Here is a 19,505-nt window from a genome sequence, read left to right as displayed (position 1 = left end):
TATTATTCTTTTCATACAGGATTTATCTGAATTTCTTTACAAATAATTATAATCCTGGTTTTGGAACATAAGACGATTTCATGTGAAAGCATATGGTCTTCTGTTTCTAAGATTTCATCATAGCCCCATTCATTAATACCACACATACTATTAGAAACAATTTCATTTGAATTGGTATAAACAGAGCGTGTAATATCATAATCAAAGTAAAATCTTCTTACTTTACTCCAGATTATTTCATAAAAAGATTCATCGTAATGCCTTACCATCATACGAATAGAGGTAGGGTCTTCTATTTCTTCATCAACATGATTAATAAGCTCTAAATGCTTAATAGTACCATCATGAAACGAGTTGGTAAGGATAAACTCAGAAGTAATATTGTCGAAAAGGTGTATAATACTTTTAAAATATTCTTTATAACCTATAATGTCCCAATTATCATCGTCTACTAAAAATCTCAAAATATCTACTCTCTCTCTATTTAAATTATTTATCTATTTACAACAGTTTTTATATTTCCTTTTTTACTAACCTGCTCCTATACTTCAACACCAATAGCCATACTTCCTTCTTGAAGTATGGCACCCGTTAACACAATAAGAAAATAAGTAAATTCGGTCACAAATAATTTCCAGCTGAATCATAATATGATTATTCCTTTTGTCTTCATTAACCCTTCGTCCTATCCGTAGATATTAAATTTGTTAAACACTTCCGTCACTTCAATTAGAAAAAGACTTTAACCCCTTTTATATAGACACAAATAATCTAATATTATTCAACAAACCTTCTCCAATAGTTCTATAAGTTCAATATAAATAAAGTAATCCTTCTGAATAAATGAAGATGTACTATAGTTGAGTTCTATCTATATTCTATCGCCATACGGAAGTTAGAGATGACTCCAACAAGTAATAAAAATGAACAAAACATTTTTTCAAAAGGTGTTCCTAACAATTGTTGTATAAATCCAAAAGACCAAAGTATAACAAAAAACCAACATATTACTGTTATTCCTCTTTTGTATTTAAATAGTGTTGTCTTGCGAACAACAATCGTAAAAACTCCTCCAATACTACAGATAATTATATTAATAATTGATATTGGTAGCTGAGTCGCAAAAGATTCAGATCTTCCTCCATTAACCCATGTAAATGGGATAACACCGCTTATAATTAAAACATGGAGTAACAATGTTAAAGAGTAAAAACAAGCCCCCATAAATACGGCCGTTTTCATATTAATTCTTCTAAGTTTTTCTAACATATAAATCTTTTCCAACTAATATTTGACACCCTAATTCCTCCATTATGTCTACTTTAACTTTCATTATTTACTTCCACAGGAAAGAGCATTAATCCTTTTTTGGACAAATACTCTACAATGTCGTATTCAACTAACCTTCCCGTTAGCTTAATAACTTCCACAAAAAAGAGACTTATCCTCTTTAAGATAAGCTCTCCGTTAATACATTCAATAATCTTGCGGATTTAATCAATTGTAATTAACTTTATTCTCCATTTTCCTAACTGGTCTAAGTATTCCCCTTTAGCTAAAATAAACTTATAATTACGTTTAATGTCTTCACTAGTATTGTATGTTAGATAAATTTTATCTCCTTCAATGCTAAATTCCTTTAATTCTTGTACAGCATTGGGAAACCATTTAAAGCCTCTTCCGTTAAACGAAATTTCACACGGACAACCATCATCACTCTTAGTGTACCCTAGACCATTGGCGAACAGTAAGTATTCTCGTGCCTCCTCAAATGTCTTAGCAACCTTGTATGATTCAACTGTACTTACCGCTTCGTGAAAGTCTTGATAATTGACAGATGTTTTTATAGTTTCGTTTTCTTCCTCTAGTTTGGAGATCTCCTCTGTTAATCGGTTATTTTCCTTCTCTAACTTCTCTGAAGAACTAGAATGTTTTTCTATTTCCATTTCTAAGGTTGATACCTGCTCTACAAACTTTTCATTGGCCACTTGTAGTTGACGGAAATCATCTTTTATCTCTTGTGCTCTCATAACCGATATTATTGTGATTGCCAACAAAAAAATGAGGGCGGGGTATACATATTCTTTTTTCACAATAAAACCTCCAAGATAACATATAGTATAAAACACAAGATAGAACCTAGAAGAAATGGACCTACGCGTAAAGATGCTTGTTCATGTTCTGGTTTATAGGCACCACCTAGTGATTCGAAGACAGCTAGCTGTCCACCTTTAGAAATGGCATCTCCTTTTGATCCTGTAATAAAAGCAACAAGAATAAATCCAACAGAACCAAAAAACATCGTACTTAACAAATTCGTATTTAGAAACATAAATATTCCAAAGAGTATAGCAAGTTCAATCCCTAAGACTAATAAGACAAACAAGACGAAACTTTTAATCAAAATCCCCTCCGTTTGTAAAGTTTATTATTACTTTACATACGAATGAACTAATCATAGGTTTCAGAATATTAAGTTTTTACTAAATGTAAAGCTAGAACAAAGATGAAGTTTTAACTATCCTATCCATTAACCTTGTTGCACTAAGTGGTGCTTTAATTTAGGTGAAATATTTCACAATAAGTACAATCTAGATATACTGCACAAATGACAAAAGACACCCATCACTGAGTGCCTTTACAACTAAGATTACTTTAAGAAGAAAAATCAAAATAATTCCTCTTCAACAATCTAGGTAATTCCATTAATCCCCTATAACCTATCGAACTACCAATCTTCTTCGTATCCACCAAAAACAACTGATCCTCAATTTCCTTAATTATATCTTCATCTTGATACACCATCTCACATTCCTTGCAGACAACAGCTGGTGTCATCCTAATTTCAATAGCCCTTGACCCATCAGGCAATTCCCAATAAACGGTGTTTTCTCCGTTACTTGCTTTTCCTCCACACCACTCACAATTAATTTCCATAACCTTCACCTACTCAGTTCCCGCTGGTGCTGCTTTATCTTGATCACCAGAACCGGTCGATTTTTGTAGTTGGGATAAGAATTTCTTCTCCTTAAGTTCATCGCGTTTTTCACGTTTATCCTTAAGTGAAGCGTGGGTTGGATCTTCCTGATACTTATTTCTTCTATCTAAACGTTTTAAACCTTCCGGGACGAGATTAAATTTGCTGTCATTCATTACAGCAGAAATTCCAACATTGGATTTATACTTTTCATAATCAGGATATACACTCTTGAAGTAACCTTCCGCTCTACCAGCTACGTAATTTTGGGGCTCTGGGTAGGATGTTATTACCCCTTCGAAATTCCGCAGCACAACTTTTTCCGCACTTTGCGAGATTATATAATTTGGCTGGACTGCGATCTTCCCACCACCTCCAGGACTATCGACCACAAAAGTCGGGACTGCATACCCAGATGTATGACCTCGTAGACCTTCAATAATTTCTAATCCTTTTGAAACAGGCGCTCTGAAATGTCCGATTCCTTCTGATAGATCACATTGATAAATGTAGTAAGGACGGACACGGATTTTGACTAAGTCATGCATTAACTGTTTCATAATCGGAACACTGTCATTGATTCCTGCTAATATTACGGATTGATTTCCAACAGGGACACCACAGTTTGCTAACATCTCACACGCTCGTTTGGACTCTTCAGTAATTTCAATTGACGTATTAAAGTGCGTGTTTAACCAAATAGGGTGGTATTTTTTTAAGATATTACAAAGGTTTTCTGTGATCCTTTGAGGAAATACAACCGGAGCACGAGTACCTATTCTTATTATCTCTACATGTGGTATGGCCCTCAGATTTTTTAAGATATACTCAAGGATATTATCGTTGATTAATAATCCGTCTCCTCCAGAAAGTAATACATCTCTGACCTCAGGTGTGTTCGCAATGTAGTTAATCGCCGCATCAAGTTGCTTTTTAGGTACACCCATTCCGATTTGGCCCGAAAAGCGACGTCGAGTACAGTAACGGCAGTACATAGAACATTGATTCGTTACTAAAAATAAAACACGATCTGGATAACGGTGAGTTAAGCCCGGTACTGGTGAATCTTCATCTTCATGAAGAGGGTCTTCTAAATCATATTTCGTTTTATTAATTTCTTTTGAAATTGGTACAGACTGCATACGAATCGGGCAGCGTGAATCATCTGGATTCATCAAGGATGCATAGTATGGTGTGATATTTAGGGGAATTGTTTTTGTAGATATTCTAACCCCTTCCTCTTCATCAGGTGTTAGATTCACTACTTTTTTTAGGTCATCTAAGGTTCTAACTGTATTCGTTAATTGCCAGATCCAGTCATTCCACTGCTCATCAGTGACATCTTTCCAAAGCTCTATCTCTTTCCAATGTCTTTTAGGTTTATAAAGATTATTTAACATAACTATCTCCTCCCTCGCTACTATATTTAATGCAATTTTCATGCCAAAGGCGTTATGTCCTTTAAAGTTTTAGGGAAAGTTCTCCTCGTATTAGACCGAAATCGTGCTGAGTTCGACTGATATATCAATTATAAGAACGATTTCACCTCATCAATAACCGATATCGACCACGACCCGACCGATAAACCCCATTCAGAGCATCTAACACCAAATAAAATAGTAAAAATTATACTAAACCACGACCAAATTTTAGACATAAAACAAAAAACTGCCAACTATTTGGCAGTTTCCAATTTACTTATTTTATATTGTAGTGTTTGTCTCGGAATTTTCAGAAGGTCAGCAGCCTGTTTGACGTTACCGTCTGTTTGAGTTAGTGCCTGATTAATAATGGACGCCTCATAGGCGCTAAGCAATTCCCGCAATGATTCTTCTCCTAAACTACCTTCTTGCTTTATTTCCCTCGAGTTGTTCTGCCCTGTTATATGAAAGGGAAGATCTTCTATGATTATGGTTTCACCCTCAACCATATTCATTGCATGCTCAATCGTATGTTTTAACTCACGAACATTACCAGGCCACCTATACCCAATTAGGACGTTAGTTGTCTCTTCATCGCACCCTTTTACTTCTTTTCCAAATAGTTGATTGTACTGATTAATGAAATAATCCACTAACAACACAATATCTTGAACTCTTTCACGAAGTGGAGGAATATGCAGTGAAAATACGTTTAAACGGTAAAACAAGTCCGGACGCAACCGGTTTTGTTGTAAACAATAGGTAGGTTCCTCATTCATTGCAACAATCACTCTCACATCGACTTTAAATTCCTTAGTGCTTCCAACCCGTCGGACGACGCCATCTTCTAGTACTCTTAGTAGCTTAGCTTGAATCTCAAGTGGCATGGAATTTATCTCATCTAAAAACAATGTTCCTCCATGCGCCAGTTCGAACAAGCCTGCGCGGTCAACAGCCCCTGTATAGCTTCCCTTTACCGTTCCAAATAGTAAACCCTCTAACAAAGATTCTGGAATAGAAGCACAACTTTGAGCGATAAATGCCTCAGAATTTCGACTAGAGCTATTATGAATGGATTGAACGAGTAGTTCTTTTCCTGTCCCTGTTTCTCCATACACGAGGACGGTTGAAGATGTTTTTGCAACCTTAAGAGCCTGACGTTTAACGATTTTTAACGAGTCACATGACGTTAAAATATCATTAATTGTGTACCTTGCCCCATTCACCTCTTGCGGTTTTTGTTTTTTCTTTTTAAGTTTTGTTTGTAAATCAATTAATCTATTGGAAAGTGTTTTTATTTGTGAATAATCTCGTCCAATCTCAACTGCACCTATTAATCGGTCGTTTACCATAATTGGCAACGTTGTATTTACTGTATCAATCATCTCTCCACGAACGTTCTTATAGGTTTGAGGTAGATGATAAATCGGCTCCATTGTTTCAATAACTTTTAAGAGAGTGCTAGTTTCACTAGTTAGCGAAGGAAAAACATCTAATATATGCTTTCCAAGTACTTCTTCAATTGCAACACCATCATGCTTTGCTGCCACTTCATTATAATAGATGGTGACACCCGTGTTATCCACTGCATGAATTGCTTCATCTATACTCGAAAGTATTGCTTTTACCATTTCATCTGACCCAACCTGTTGAAGGAACATTGATTACCACCTACCTTTTTACCATGCCGAATTTTAAGCACTTGATGATGAATTTTTAGCAGTTGACAGGTCCTTAACCCATACGTTCATATCCTCAAGCTTATCGAATATATAACAATTGTTTGCCAATCGACCTGTATACGTATAGCCAAGCTGATGGAAAGCTGCATTCATTCCAAAGGAAAGTGCTCTAGCAATAGAGTATGAGCAATAAATGCCCCTGCTTAGTAGCTCATCTTCTAATCTATTTAAAAGAAGCTTCATTAAGCCAGATTTACGAAAATCAGGGAGTGTTGCGCAATCAGTGAGTTCCGCATTATGATAAGTGAAATTCATCTCAGCAGACGCAGCACTAATAAGCTGCTCCTTCTCGTCTAACACCACAAAGAATACGGTATCTTGCTGCATGACTTCCTTTATATATTCCGGCTTGTTAAGAGGTGTGGGATAAATTTCAAACACCTTTGAATAGAGAGTTGCAAGCTGATCTGCATCCATATCTGTGGCCTGGCGGAGTGAGAAATTTTTTGGAATAGAAAAACTAGGGGTTGGTTTATCTAAAACTAACACTTTCTTTAAAATATCATCTTCCTTCACCCACTTATCACTGTTCCGACGAGTAGGTTCATAATACTTTGTCATGGCAATTGCATCATTGCCATTAAAATATCGTTTAAAGACAGCTTCTAAAATAAACCCTTCCTGAAGGAAAAAGGGGACATCCTCAAATCGTGTTTTAACAATTGCTTTTGCATATTTATTTTCTAGACACATATCATCAATAAAATCAGTAATACTTTTAATGTTTCCCAGGTAATCCTCTACTTTAAGACGTTGATTGAAATGATCCTTTGTAATCTTCAGATGAAAGTTTTCTCTATTTAACTCCTCTTGTTCCGAAAATATATAATCGGTTGTCATCTTCTCACCCCTATAAATACACACAATAAAAAAATAGAATTGTAAGACTCTTCTTCATTTTAACATAAGACCAGTTATTATAGGCTAACTATAGTAGAAACACCTAATCTCAGGCGACTAGGTGTCATGAATACTATATTCAACTGACATTTTCGACCCCACACCAATCAATAAGTGTTAAAGCAATAATTTCAGCATATTCAAAAAGGGTATCTAATACAATGTATTCATTTGGGTAGTGTGCGACTTCAGTGACACCAGGTCCAAATACGACAGTTGGCATATTCCCTATCTTCGTAAACAGACCACCATCTGTTCCCCAAGGTGATGCTTCAATTACTGGGGCTTTCTCTTTGACTTCTTTATAAACGGTAGATAATGATTTCATTAAATCATGATTTAAATCTATTTTACCCGGTACCCATTGTGCTCCAAACCATTCTACTTTTACTGGATGCTCCACAAACCAAGAATCTTGTGTTGAGATACTCGCCATCCAACCGGCAAACTCCTCTTTAACATCTTCAAGTTTTTCATCAGGTCCAACCCCGATTCGACCTTCTAGCACGATTTGGTCAGGTACTGAGGATGGCCAAGTTCCCCCGGTCATTTTCCCAATATTAATTGGAATTGGAATAGGGATGTCCTTATATAACGGGTCATTAATTCTTGCATTCCTTCTCATTTCTAGCTTTTCAATGTGTCTAATCACATGAATTGCCTTATCTATCGCACTAACACCTTGGTATCTTGTACCACCATGTGCAGAGCGTCCTTCCACTATACAACGAAACCACATTGAGCCTTGCTGCCTTGGGAATATCTTCATATTTGTTGGTTCAGGTATAATAACCCCGTCTGCTTTATAGCCTTTAAGAATGGCAGCTAATGTACCAGCACCGCCACTTTCCTCTTCGATAACACTTTGAAAAATAACATCTCCTTTTAGTCTGATTCCAGCCGAGATAATGGCTTCCATAGCTAAAAGTAATGCCACATTACCGCCTTTCATATCGGTTGAACCTCTGCCAAATACTTTACCATCCACTTCTTCTCCCGCAAATGGATCGAATTGCCACTGTTCACGGTCTCCTTCAGGAACGACATCTATATGACCGTTAAGTATGATTGAGCGACCAGCTCCAGATCCTTTCAAGACTCCAATTACATTCGGACTTCCTTTAAACTTTTCACGTGGAGAAACAAAGTAAGGATGGTTTACTAACGCTGTACCACCGGGTTCCCAAATATCTATTTCAAGGCCCATTTCACGACATTTTTCAATGATAATTGCTTGTGAGCTACCTTCATGACCTTGGGTACTTTTTTCCTGGACAAGCTGCTTAAGTAATCGCGTCCCTTTTGGACGGTTATTTGAGATCCACTTTTGAATCTTTTGCCTATACTCATTCAATATCCATCCACCCTTTCATATAAGATAATCAGAGGTGTTTTCACTATTTATCAGTTTGGTATTTTAATAATGTAATCAGCCAAAAGTAAATTAGCAGAGGTCTTACTAATCACATCTTCAACTGTATATGGTTCCATAATTTCTTTTAGTAACAAACCATTTTCAGTCACTTCAATGACAGCCATATCTGTAATAATTAAATGTACACAATTTTTGCTTGTTAAAGGAATAGAACATTCCTTTACAATTTTGGATTCACCTGATTTATTAACATGATTCATTAACACAATGACTTTTTTTGCTTTTTGGGCGAGTTCCATTGCCCCTCCCATACCAGGAACTCTCTTGCCTGGTACAATCCAATTTGCCAAATCTCCTTTTTCACTTACCTGCAATGAACCTAGAATGGTAATGTCAATATAGCCCCTTCTAATCATCCCGAAAGCTATCGAACTATCAAAATAGGATGCACCCTGTACGATGCTTACCGGATATCCCGCTGCGTTACATAAGTTTTCATCTTCTTCTCCTTTTCGAGGAGATGCGCCAATTCCGAGTACTCCGTTTTCTGCTTGTATCATGACATGAACATCAGGTTCTAAAAAATTGGGAACAAGTGAGGGAATTCCTATTCCGAGATTAACAATCATTCCGTTTTTTATTTCTTTGGCTGCACGCATGGCAATACGGTCTCTTATGTTCATTCCCATACCCATTTCCAGTTCACCCCATTACTTTTCACAATCATATCAATATAAACACCAGGTGTAATGATTTCTTCTGGGCCCAGTTCACCGAGAGGAACAATTTCCTCAACCTCGGCAATTGTAAATTTACCAGCCATTGCTACTAATGGATTCATATTACGGGCACTCTTATCATAGACAAGGTTCCCAAAAGGATCGCTCTTTTTTGCAAAAACAATAGATACATCAGCTGTTAAAGGCTTTTCAACTAGAAACTCCTTATCATCTATAACTATTCTCTGTTTGGACTGTGAAACGATTTCGTTATCCATTCCGACATCGACTAAAATTCCACCTAATCCTACCCCACCTGCACGAATTCTTTCTGATAATGTGCCTTGTGGGACAAACTCTACCTCCAATTTACCTTCTGTCATCAATTGCCCCGCTACCGGATTTGAGCCAATATGAGAAGCAATGACCTTTCTCGCGCGATGGTGACTTACTAACCTTCCTATTCCTATGTTTGGAAAGCCTGTGTCATTCCCAATAAGGGTTAAATTACAAACCTCTTTTTCAAGTATCCCTTCAATTAAAGAAGGAGGAGACCCAATACCACCAAACCCTCCAAACATTAAAGTCGTTTCATTGTTTATATGTGATAAGGCATCTTCTAAGCTAGCAATCTTATTAAATGTATTTTCTACCATAACCGGCCCCCAATACCTACGAGATTAACCCATTAACTTGTAAATCATTTTGCAGGCTTTTTACAGTTTGCTCAAAAATAGCAATAAGCTCATCAACCTGTTCTTCACTTATCGTCAGTGGAGGTGCAATAAGAATTGCGTCTCCTCCAACTCCTTCAATCCCTGTTGCAGATGGATATAACAGTAATCCATTTACTTGAGCTCTTTCTAGTATCAAATTGGTTAATGCCACCTCTCGTTTAAATGGCAGCTTATTTAGGAAATCAGAGACAAACTCAACCCCTATTAAAAGGCCTTTCCCCCTTACATCTCCTATAATGGCATATTTCTTTTGTAAATCTGTGAGTTTAGTAACCAAATAGTTCCCCATATCCTCAGCGTTTTGTACAAGATTATTTTTTTCAATATACTGTATGACCGAAAGTGCAACTGCTGTTGATTGTGGATTTGCGCTGTACGTATGGCCACTCATAATTTGTTTAGAACCCTTTAAAATTGGGGCCATTACTTTGTCACTTGCAATAGCAGCACCGATGGGGGTATACCCGGCACTCATACCCTTTCCTATCGCAAGAATATCTGGCTGCACCTGATAGTGTTCCATTGCAAACATCTTACCCGTACGACCTAACCCGGTCATTACCTCATCGGCTATAAATAGGATATTATTTTTATCACAAATTTCTCGAATAACTCGATAGTACTCCTCAGGTGGAGTAATTGCACCAGCTGCTGCTCCAACAATAGGTTCAGCAATAAATGCTGCAATGTTCTCAGGGCCAATTCTTTTAATGGCTTGATCGAGTTCAGTTGCACATTTTAATTTACAGAAGGGGTAACTCGAATCATACGGACAACGGTAACAGTATGGAGCCGAAATAGTAGGATAGTCTTCTAAAAGCGGAACAAACCTTGCTCTTCTGGCGGTATGGCCAGACATAGATAGTGCACCAATGGTAATGCCGTGATAACTCATCCATCTAGAAAGAATTTTATTTTTTGTCTTTATTCCTTGTTCTTGCCAATATTGTATGGCTATTTTCATAGCTGTTTCAGTAGCTTCTGAACCACTGTTAACAAAAAATGTTGAATTCAAATCGCCTTGTGTGAGCTGACTCAGCTTTGTAGCAAGCTGTTCTGCAGGTTCGCTTGTGAATTGAGATCGATAGACAAAACTGACCTTCTTAGCCTGTTCCAGCATGACATCAATAATCTCTTTTACCCCGTGACCTATACTCGCAGTTATTGCACCTGATGACCCGTCGATGTACTTTTTACCGGTTGTATCGTACAAATAAATACCATCTCCGTAGCTAACCACGGGATAGTCTTGATCTAAAACAGGTTTGATTAAATGGGAATAATTCATTCCGCTCCCCCCAGTCAAATCACAAGGCTTTAAGTAGGTAGTTGTTTTGTATGCCTATAATTAATCATATGTAAAAAACCTCGATACTTTCATTTAATGAAAAAATATCGAGGTGGATGTGTATTTATTTATGCTTAGGTACTACCTAGCTAAGAACAATACATAGGAGTTATTCGCTAAAATCCACTCGCTTATTTCATTTCAGATAAAATACGTTTGTGGATCCATATTGCTGCTTGGGAGCCGTCGCCCATTGCGATTGTTACTTGTTCGGAGTGTGCTAGGATGTCTCCTGCTGCCCAGACGTTGGCTATATTTGTTTCTTTTGTTCTAGGGTTTACGTTGATATGTTTGTTTTCTAAACGTTCGACTCCTAGTTTTTGAGCAAGGTCTGTTTTGACTTTATTGCCACCAAATCCGATAAACCCTCTGTCTCCTTCTATCGTTGTTCCGTCCTTGAGCTTAACACCCTTAAACTCATGGGCTTTTTCACCTGTTATAACACTTTCAATTTCTTGCTTTATATACGTGATGCCTTTTTGTTGTATATTGGATTTAAGTTCCTCATCTAAGTCCCTTCCATCATGATTGATATATACAATCTGTTTTGTCCAGTATGAAAGTGTTAGGGCAAGATTAGCTCCTGTAGAGCCACTTCCAAGCAATACAACCTTTTCATCCTTTACCTCATACCCATCACAATCTGGACAAACATAAATGGTTAATCCTAGGCACGGCATAATATTTGGAATATCAGGTATTCTGTCCATCACACCAGTTGCTAATAATATTTTTTTTGCCTCATACGTCTCACCTGATTTCCCGCGCAGTATAAAATTATTAGTAGTCTTCTCTGCATCCGTTACCTCATCTTCTACAAATTCTACTCCATAGCTCTCTGCCTGTAATTTTCCAAGGCTCCGTAATGTTCCTCCACTAACGCCATCAGGATAGCCAAGAATATTATGATAGCTTTTACAAATCGTAGATCTTCCATGGTTAGAATCAATCACTAAAATAGTGTGATTATATCTACCGAGCTGAATGGCTGCTTGAAGCCCTGCAAATCCTCCACCTATTATGATACAGTCAAATACTTTTGCCATTTTTACACATCCTTGTCATCTTTATCATGTGTATAGGTTATGTGTAATCTGATTAGCTATTCAAATTCAAAGAAAAATCACACGTTGAAAGAAACGTGTGATTTTTTGTTAATTAAAGTATTAACTCTTTTTCATTCCACTTCTTTAGAACCTCTGCTTCTTTTTGAGGAGAAAGCCCAGCTTTCCGATCATCAGCACTTATGTTTCTAGTGCGATCCCATGCTACAGTATCCTCAATAGTTACTGACAATGGCCTAATCTGCAACCCATCACTAATAGCTTTTTGAATTGGAACTGTCAGGAAGCTTTTCATATTTTCGTCTGATTCAGGAATGTATAGCGGAAGTTCCATCCAATAACCAACCTTTTGCTCTTGTAAAAAATCATTAGAAACTGCAGTGAATGTTGCGTCGCTCATTGTAGTACGTTTACATTCTTCTAGAAATTCTTTGAAACGTAGTTGTTCTTTAGGACCAGTAACGTTATACGTTCCCACTTTCTTTTCTTCCAACAGAGTTAAAGTAAAGGCTGCTAAATCTCTCACATCAATGAATTGAACTGGATGGTCCGAATCTGGCACCATCACATTGCCTCCATTAGCAACTCTAACCGGCCAATATGTAAAGCGGTCTGTCGGATCATTTGGTCCAACGATTAATCCTGGACGTATGATAAGTGCCCCCTCCGGAAAGAAGGATTTTACTTCCTTTTCACATAGTGCTTTAAGAGGGCCATATGTCTCTCCTGATACCTCTTCGACATTTTCATCCTTAAGTGTTCCTACCTCTGAGGCTTCGTCTATTTCTTTTGAAAAGTCATTATAGACAGAGATACTTGAAATAAACGCATATTGATCACATGCTGTAGATAATAATTGAGCAGACTGTTTAACAACTCTAGGTACATAACCACACGTATCAATAACAGCATCCCATTTTCTACCTTCAAGTGCAGAAAGGTTACCATCTCTGTCACCTACCAAATATTCTACTGAATCTGGTAGTAGTGTTGACGCAACGGTACCACGATTAAAAATGGTTACCTCGTGTCCTCTACGTATCGCTTCATTTACCAAATGAATGCCTAAAAATTTTGTACCACCAATAATTAAGAGATTCATAGTAATCCTACTCCCTTTTTTGTGTTTACTCTTTAATTCTCTACTCTATTTAAAAAATCCTCTCTACATCTAAAGTCTATGTTTTTAGAATAAATCCTAAGACTAAATCTATAGAAATAAATACAACTGTTCTATGACGATTAATATGAAACCAAAAACTATACTAAAAGTATCAAATTATAGGAGGAAATAAACATGAACGGATACTTGTATGAAACACATGTCCTTACGAAAAACTTAGAGGAAGCTGTCCAGTTTTATCAAAAACTAGGAATGCCACTAGCCTATTTATTGGAGGACAGAAGATCTGCATTTTTCTGGTTTCAGGAAGGTAAAGAAAAAAAGCAAATGCTTGGTGTGTGGGAGGTAGCAGAAGATCAGTGGGTTGCAAGACACTTTGCCTTTCATGTCTCGTATGAGGAGATAATGGGGACAATTGACTGGCTAAAAGAGCTAGAAATAGAATCAGTACCAAGTTTTGGCCTAGAGCCAAAAGAACCCTTGGTCCTCTGTTGGATGCCAGCTGCTTCTGTTTATTTCAAGGACCCAGACGGCAATTCACTTGAATACATTCATGTACTAGATGGAGAATCTAAGCCGGAATTAGGCGTAATTCATTATAGTGAATGGCAGAGGTCACATAGTGTTTAATAAAGAGGCTTTTTGCATAACAATTTATGTATTTAATATATTTGAAGAGTGAATTGAAGCGGAAGGCACTTGACTATTGCGGGATGTGTGGGAAGTATGAGACCCACAGGAGCTAAGTGAGACCAGTGAAAAAGTGAATTAAATGAGTAGTGTCTTATTCAGACTTCGATTCCATGTTTGTTTGAGTTGAAGTCTGAATTCAGGCCTCATTCAGACTTCGATTCCATGCTTGTGCGAGTTGAAGTCCGAAGTCAGGCTTCATTCAGACTTCAATTCCGCGCTTGTTCAACTTGAAGTCTGAATTCAGGCCTCATTCAGACCTCGATTCTGTGCTTGAACGAGTTGAAGTCTAATTCCATACCTCATTCAAACTTTGATACCAGAATACACAACTCTTTTCTAAGCGACGAGGTGGCTCGCATCCCTCCCCGATGGGAATCCGCGAAAGGAACAGCCAAGGTTCAAAGTAAATAATAAGATAATAACAACGAAGCTATCAGCTTCGTTATTTTTTACAATTACACCCCTACTCTATCATTAGTAGCGACATAATCAATCTCAAATCCTAAATCCTCCAGCATCTTATGATCTGCAGTACTTTCCTGACCTGAAGTAGTTAAATAATCACCCACAAAGATTGAGTTAGCTGCATATAAGCCAAGCGGCTGTAAACTTCTAAGATTAACCTCACGTCCACCAGATATTCTAATTTCCTTCGTTGGATTGATAAAGCGGAATAACGCGAGTACTTTCAAACAATAACGAGGGTCAAGTTCATTCACACCCTCTAACAACGTCCCATCAATGGCATGTAGGAAATTTACCGGTATTGAATCAGCATCAAGTACTTTCAAACTTCTCGCCATATTCACAACATCTTCTTTTGTTTCTTTCATACCAACAATAACACCTGAACACGGAGAAATCCCGGCTTCTTTTGCAATGTTTACCGTATTTACTCGATCATCATACGTATGTGACGTTGTTATATTTGAATGATGTTCTTTAGACGTATTGACATTGTGATTATAACGATCTACGCCAGCCTCTTTTAATCTAGTGGCTTGTTCTGGCTTTAATATCCCTAAACAAGCACAAACCTTTAATCCGTATTTTTCTTTTATTTCTTCAACAGCAGAAACGACATGGTCAACTTCTTTATCGCTCGGCCCTCTACCGCTCGCAACAATGCAATATGTACCCACTTTTAAGTTGTAAGCCGCTTCAGCCCCTCTTAGGATATTCTCTTTATCTACCATTCTATATTTTTCAATCGGTGCGGTTGAAATAGACGATTGTGAACAATAGCCACAGTTTTCAGGACATAATCCTGACTTAGTGTTAATAATCATATTTAATTTTACTTTGTTACCGTAATAATGTTTACGAATTTGGTATGCACCGTGTAAAAGCAGCAAAAGCTCCTCATCTGGACAATTTAAAATGGATAATGCTTGTTGATCTGAAATCTCTTTACCTGCGATCACATGATCTGCAAGTTCTAACCAATTTATGTTCATAGTTCCTACCCCTTTTTGGAATTATTTTCTTATTAATGGTAGTTTAGGTCACTTTATATGTCAACCAATTTTAAACTCAGGTTTACTAACATAAAAACTTATTTCATGGTCATGTCTTTTTTAGACAGAAAAATAAAAACTCGATAATCATAACGATTATCGAGTTTCAGACTATTAAAAGTTATCTTATATAAGAAGCTCCGACAATGATTAAAAGAATAAACAGAACGACAATTAACACGAAGCTATTATTGTATCCATATCCACCGTAGCCATAACCGCAGTAATCATGATATCCATAATGCATATCAAAACATCCCCTTTTTTAATGTTAACTACACTAATACGATATGTGCCTATAGTTAACTTTGTATGTGCGGATGCCTATTTTCCTATAAAAATATGGTTATGAACCTATTATTTGGATAAGTAGGTATAATGCAACACCCCAAATGATGATGGCTGAAAGTTTATTAATTTTACTTAACCAACTACCATCCGTATCAATCCTACCTACATAACGTCCAGCCGCAGCTAACCCTATAAACCAAATCCACGATACAGTGATGCAAGCCACTGTAAAAATGACCTTATCAGTATCTTCATATTGAAGTGAGTTTGTTCCGATAACTCCGATTGTATCTAATATGGCATGGGGGTTTAAAAGAGACACTGATGCTGCAAAAGCGATTTGTCTTTTCACAGACAGAGAACCTTGGACATCATCGCTTGGCCTTGGATCACTATTCCAAATTGTATATCCCATATAAAGTAAGAAGGCTATTCCTACTGTAAATAAAATAAATTTAAACCAAGCAAATGTTAAAACTAAAACAGATACTCCTACAACGGCAAGTAAAATCAGGATTGTATCGCATACCCCTGCTGTGATTACTGCAGGCAATGCATAATAGAAATTCCGCCCGCTTGCACCTTGATTAAAAACAAAGACATTTTGGACGCCTAGAGGTATAATAAGCCCAAAAGCTAGTATAATTCCGTTCAGTAACGCTTCCACCAAACAACCACTTCCTTATATAAACTAACGATTATTATGTAGATTAGGAGGTTAATATGAATCTTAAAAAAAGACTTAGAGATTATGGCTTGAAAGTTGGAAAAATGAGTACTGGACCCAAAAACACAATTACAGATGTGAAGGGTGTAATGGTTGGACACACGACCCTTAGCAATAACTCTGTCCAAACCGGAGTAACAGCAATTATACCACACACAGGAAATATCTTCCTAGAAAAATACATTGGTGCAACACATGTTATCAATGGCTTTGGAAAGACGATTGGCACCATTCAAATAGATGAGTTAGGAACAATTGAAACACCGATTTTGTTAACAAACACTTTGAGTATTGGAACTTGCGCAGATTCTCTTTTAAAGTATATGATTGATTCCAACAAAGAGATTGGCAGAATAACAGGTACTGTTAATCCAATCGTTTGTGAATGCAATGATATGTTTTTAAATGATATCCGCTCTTTTTCTGTTACAAATGAACATGTATTAGATGCACTCCAAAATGCTTCGGAAACCTTTGAGGAAGGAAGTGTTGGTGCAGGCACCGGAATGAGATGTTTCGGACTAAAGGGAGGTATTGGTTCTTCTTCCAGAACGTTTGAAATACATAGCAACACGTACACATTAGGTGTACTTGTATTAACAAACTATGGCAAGCTATCAGACTTCACTTTTTTAGGTACTCCTCTAGGTGAGAGACTTATGCCTCTTATTCCTAGTAAGGTAGAATCGGATAAAGGATCCATAATCATGGTTGTCGCCACAGATCTACCTGTTTCTGACCGCCAATTAAAACGTATTCTGAAACGGACAAGTGTAGGTCTTAGTAAAACTGGTTCTTTTATCGGCAATGGAAGTGGAGATATTGCCATTGGCTTTTCCACAGCCAATACGATCCCTCACTTCTCTAAGTCAGGGTTGCAAGCGTTGAGTCAACTACACGAAGACGAAATTGATCAGTCTTTCATAGCGGTTGCAGAAGCTACAGAAGAAGCAATTTTAAATTCATTATTAAGCGCAAATACTACAATTGGCAGAGATGGAAATACACTTTATTCACTAAGAGATTATATTGATCAACTTATATAAAGGAGAGATTGTGTTAATGGAGATTGGATTTTATAAAGATCAATTTGTCGATATTAATGAAAATGTTGTTCCTATTCAAGAAAGAGGTCATCAGTTTGGGGATGGCGTTTATGAAGTAATACGCGTGTATAACGGGAAGCCCTTTCTGTTAAATGAACACTTAGATAGACTTGTCAAAAGCGCTGAAGCGATTTATTTAGAACTACCTTATCCACCAGAAAGAATCTATGAAATTATTAGTGAAGGGTTAGAGAAATCGGGGCTAACAGAAGCTGAAATTTACATGCAAATTACGCGAGGGATTGCACCAAGAGCACATCTTTTTCCAACTACACCCTCAGTTATGTCAATGACAATCAAAAATGCTCGTGTGGTTGATAAAAAGAAACGTATCGATGGTGTAACCGTGACTCTTATGGAAGATGAACGCTGGAAGAACTGTTATATTAAGTCTTTGAACCTTTTACCAAATGTTATAGCAAAACAAAAGGCTGCTACAAACGGGCATGAAGAAGCCATTTTTATCAGAGATGGGTTTATCACTGAAGGTTCAAGTAGCAATATTTTTATTGTAAAGAACGGAACATTAATTACAACACCCGCAACAAATTTTATCTTACATGGTATTACAAGAGCAGCAGTTATCAAATTAGCTTCCAAATGCAATATTCCCTTTGAAGAAAGGAAGTTTGACCGGGAATTCCTGAATGAAGCAGACGAAGCATTTATTACAAGTACATCTGCTGAAATTTTACCTATTTCAAAAATAGATGACATTTCGCTTTCACCAAATAGACCAATAACTAACTTGTTATACAACGAATATTGTGGTCTTTATAAGTAAATAAACAAATAACCACAGCAATTGTTGTTATGCTGTGGTTATTTGTTTAACTTGTCTGCAAATTTCTCAAGCATTTCTACTGAAAAAATATCCGCTTCAAATAAAGGCACAGTTTTCAGAACTTGCTTTTCAAAGGTTGTCTCAATTAAACTCAAATACTCCTTCTCCTGCTCCTTACGCCTACGGAAAAAGTCACTATCAACCATATCGGGTAAGATTTTATTAATGATTAACGTTTTAACGTGAAGATGATGACTATCCAAAAGCTTAATAGCTCTTTCTGTTTCAAGAATAGGTAGTCTTTCAGGATTTAGCACAAATATAAATCTCGTTTGCTTTGAATCTAATAGTACTTCACGGACCTTTGCAAATTTTTCCTTTCTTTTTTGAAGAACTTCATAAATTGGATCTTCAACCGGTTCCCCATCATTCAGCAGCTGTGAATAGTTTTTATTAATCTTCTTTCTACGTTCAAGCATACCTTCAATCCAAACACTCATTAGTTCTGGAAGAGATAATAGTCGAACGGTATGACCTGTTGGTGCCGTATCAAACACAATCTTATCAAAATTTGTCCCATCCTTAAGAACAATGGACACAATCCGGTCGAACATAGCCGCTTCCTCTGCCCCCGGAGTTGAACTAGCCGTATCAATTTGACGATTCACTTCATCAATCATCGTTGATTTGACCAATCCCTTTAAATTACCCTTTACACTCTCTATGTATCTTTTAGACTCCTCAATTGGGTTTATCTCTAAAGCAAACAAATTCGGATATACATTCGTGATTTTGTTTCCAATGTTCTTATGAAAGATATCCCCTACATTGTGAGCAGGATCTGTTGATACTAATAGGGTTTTCTTTCCCTGCTTAGCACATAACAATGCTAGTGCCGCTGCACTAGTGGATTTACCAACCCCGCCTTTTCCTCCTACAAACATGATTTTTGCATCATCTAGGATCATACGGACCACTTCC

The 19,505-nt window shown here is 37.1% G+C and carries 21 protein-coding genes; 3 read left to right on the top strand and 18 right to left on the bottom strand.

Annotated features, from left to right (window positions below):
- Positions 1 to 11: 11 nt before the first annotated feature.
- The 14 genes from J2Z26_RS10340 to J2Z26_RS10275 form a co-directional block, all read right to left on the bottom strand.
- Positions 12 to 464, bottom strand: coding sequence for a hypothetical protein (locus tag J2Z26_RS10340; protein WP_193539290.1), 453 nt, complete (start codon positions 462 to 464; stop codon positions 12 to 14).
- Between the two features lie 403 nt (positions 465 to 867).
- A complete protein-coding gene (locus J2Z26_RS10335) occupies positions 868 to 1,284 on the bottom strand; it encodes a hypothetical protein (protein ID WP_209794336.1) in 417 nt (138 codons plus the stop codon).
- Positions 1,285 to 1,493: 209 nt separating this feature from the next.
- Positions 1,494 to 2,093: a hypothetical protein gene (locus J2Z26_RS10330; RefSeq protein WP_193539294.1), complete on the bottom strand. Its 600-nt coding sequence runs from the start codon at positions 2,091 to 2,093 to the stop codon at positions 1,494 to 1,496.
- A complete protein-coding gene (locus J2Z26_RS10325) occupies positions 2,090 to 2,404 on the bottom strand; it encodes a hypothetical protein (protein ID WP_193539296.1) in 315 nt (104 codons plus the stop codon). Before J2Z26_RS10325 ends, J2Z26_RS10330 begins: the two co-directional genes overlap by 4 nt.
- A 251-nt stretch (positions 2,405 to 2,655) precedes the next feature.
- Positions 2,656 to 2,937 carry a YokU family protein gene (locus J2Z26_RS10320; RefSeq protein WP_193539298.1) on the bottom strand — a complete coding sequence of 94 codons (282 nt, stop codon included), beginning with the start codon at positions 2,935 to 2,937 and terminating at the stop codon, positions 2,656 to 2,658.
- Positions 2,938 to 2,946: 9 nt separating this feature from the next.
- Entirely contained in the window at positions 2,947 to 4,377 is a 1,431-nt protein-coding gene (gene kamA, locus J2Z26_RS10315; RefSeq protein ID WP_193539300.1) for a lysine 2,3-aminomutase, read from the bottom strand.
- Positions 4,378 to 4,652: 275 nt separating this feature from the next.
- Positions 4,653 to 6,059 carry a sigma-54 interaction domain-containing protein gene (locus J2Z26_RS10310; RefSeq protein ID WP_193539302.1) on the bottom strand — a complete coding sequence of 469 codons (1,407 nt, stop codon included), beginning with the start codon at positions 6,057 to 6,059 and terminating at the stop codon, positions 4,653 to 4,655.
- Positions 6,060 to 6,092: 33 nt separating this feature from the next.
- On the bottom strand, positions 6,093 to 6,980 hold the full coding sequence (ablB, locus tag J2Z26_RS10305; RefSeq protein ID WP_193539304.1) for a putative beta-lysine N-acetyltransferase: 888 nt from the start codon (positions 6,978 to 6,980) through the stop codon (positions 6,093 to 6,095).
- A gap of 139 nt (positions 6,981 to 7,119) precedes the next feature.
- Entirely contained in the window at positions 7,120 to 8,394 is a 1,275-nt protein-coding gene (locus tag J2Z26_RS10300; RefSeq protein WP_193539306.1) for a peptidase, read from the bottom strand.
- A 50-nt stretch (positions 8,395 to 8,444) separates the two neighbouring features.
- Positions 8,445 to 9,110, bottom strand: a complete 666-nt coding sequence (locus J2Z26_RS10295) for a 3-oxoacid CoA-transferase subunit B (RefSeq protein WP_193539308.1) — start codon at positions 9,108 to 9,110, stop codon at positions 8,445 to 8,447.
- Positions 9,095 to 9,790 carry a 3-oxoacid CoA-transferase subunit A gene (locus tag J2Z26_RS10290; protein ID WP_193539310.1) on the bottom strand — a complete coding sequence of 232 codons (696 nt, stop codon included), beginning with the start codon at positions 9,788 to 9,790 and terminating at the stop codon, positions 9,095 to 9,097. Before J2Z26_RS10290 ends, J2Z26_RS10295 begins: the two co-directional genes overlap by 16 nt.
- A gap of 16 nt (positions 9,791 to 9,806) precedes the next feature.
- Complete coding sequence (locus J2Z26_RS10285; RefSeq protein WP_193539312.1) at positions 9,807 to 11,159, bottom strand: aspartate aminotransferase family protein; 1,353 nt, start codon at positions 11,157 to 11,159, stop codon at positions 9,807 to 9,809.
- 191 nt (positions 11,160 to 11,350) lie between these two features.
- Positions 11,351 to 12,265, bottom strand: coding sequence for an NAD(P)/FAD-dependent oxidoreductase (locus tag J2Z26_RS10280; RefSeq protein ID WP_193539314.1), 915 nt, complete (start codon positions 12,263 to 12,265; stop codon positions 11,351 to 11,353).
- A gap of 112 nt (positions 12,266 to 12,377) precedes the next feature.
- The gene (locus tag J2Z26_RS10275) at positions 12,378 to 13,385 is read right to left on the bottom strand and encodes an NAD-dependent epimerase/dehydratase family protein (RefSeq protein WP_193539316.1); all 1,008 of its coding nucleotides are present in this window, start codon (positions 13,383 to 13,385) and stop codon (positions 12,378 to 12,380) included.
- A gap of 195 nt (positions 13,386 to 13,580) precedes the next feature.
- On the opposite strand from J2Z26_RS10275, the gene J2Z26_RS10270 reads away from it, so the two are divergent.
- Positions 13,581 to 14,036, top strand: coding sequence for a VOC family protein (locus tag J2Z26_RS10270; RefSeq protein WP_193539318.1), 456 nt, complete (start codon positions 13,581 to 13,583; stop codon positions 14,034 to 14,036).
- Between the two features lie 518 nt (positions 14,037 to 14,554).
- On the opposite strand, the gene bioB is transcribed toward J2Z26_RS10270, so the two are convergent.
- The 3 genes from bioB to J2Z26_RS10255 form a co-directional block, all read right to left on the bottom strand.
- Positions 14,555 to 15,556 carry a biotin synthase BioB gene (gene bioB, locus J2Z26_RS10265; protein WP_193539320.1) on the bottom strand — a complete coding sequence of 334 codons (1,002 nt, stop codon included), beginning with the start codon at positions 15,554 to 15,556 and terminating at the stop codon, positions 14,555 to 14,557.
- Between the two features lie 181 nt (positions 15,557 to 15,737).
- A complete protein-coding gene (locus J2Z26_RS10260) occupies positions 15,738 to 15,863 on the bottom strand; it encodes a YjcZ family sporulation protein (protein WP_193539322.1) in 126 nt (41 codons plus the stop codon).
- Positions 15,864 to 15,962: 99 nt separating this feature from the next.
- A complete protein-coding gene (locus J2Z26_RS10255; RefSeq protein ID WP_193539324.1) occupies positions 15,963 to 16,577 on the bottom strand; it encodes a LysE/ArgO family amino acid transporter in 615 nt (204 codons plus the stop codon).
- A gap of 53 nt (positions 16,578 to 16,630) precedes the next feature.
- Here J2Z26_RS10255 and J2Z26_RS10250 point away from each other — a divergent pair, with 53 nt between their 5' ends.
- Entirely contained in the window at positions 16,631 to 17,680 is a 1,050-nt protein-coding gene (locus tag J2Z26_RS10250) for a DmpA family aminopeptidase (protein ID WP_193539326.1), read from the top strand.
- A gap of 16 nt (positions 17,681 to 17,696) precedes the next feature.
- Positions 17,697 to 18,524 carry a D-amino-acid transaminase gene (dat, locus tag J2Z26_RS10245; protein WP_193539737.1) on the top strand — a complete coding sequence of 276 codons (828 nt, stop codon included), beginning with the start codon at positions 17,697 to 17,699 and terminating at the stop codon, positions 18,522 to 18,524.
- 38 nt (positions 18,525 to 18,562) lie between these two features.
- Here the strand turns inward: dat and J2Z26_RS10240 are convergent, their stop codons facing one another.
- Positions 18,563 to 19,492: an ArsA family ATPase gene (locus J2Z26_RS10240; RefSeq protein WP_193539328.1), complete on the bottom strand. Its 930-nt coding sequence runs from the start codon at positions 19,490 to 19,492 to the stop codon at positions 18,563 to 18,565.
- Positions 19,493 to 19,505: the final 13 nt, after the last annotated feature.

Source organism: Cytobacillus luteolus (assembly GCF_017873715.1).
In the GTDB taxonomy this organism is placed as follows: domain Bacteria; phylum Bacillota; class Bacilli; order Bacillales; family Bacillaceae_L; genus Bacillus_BV; species Bacillus_BV luteola.
This window is presented reverse-complemented; position numbering and strand designations above follow the sequence as displayed.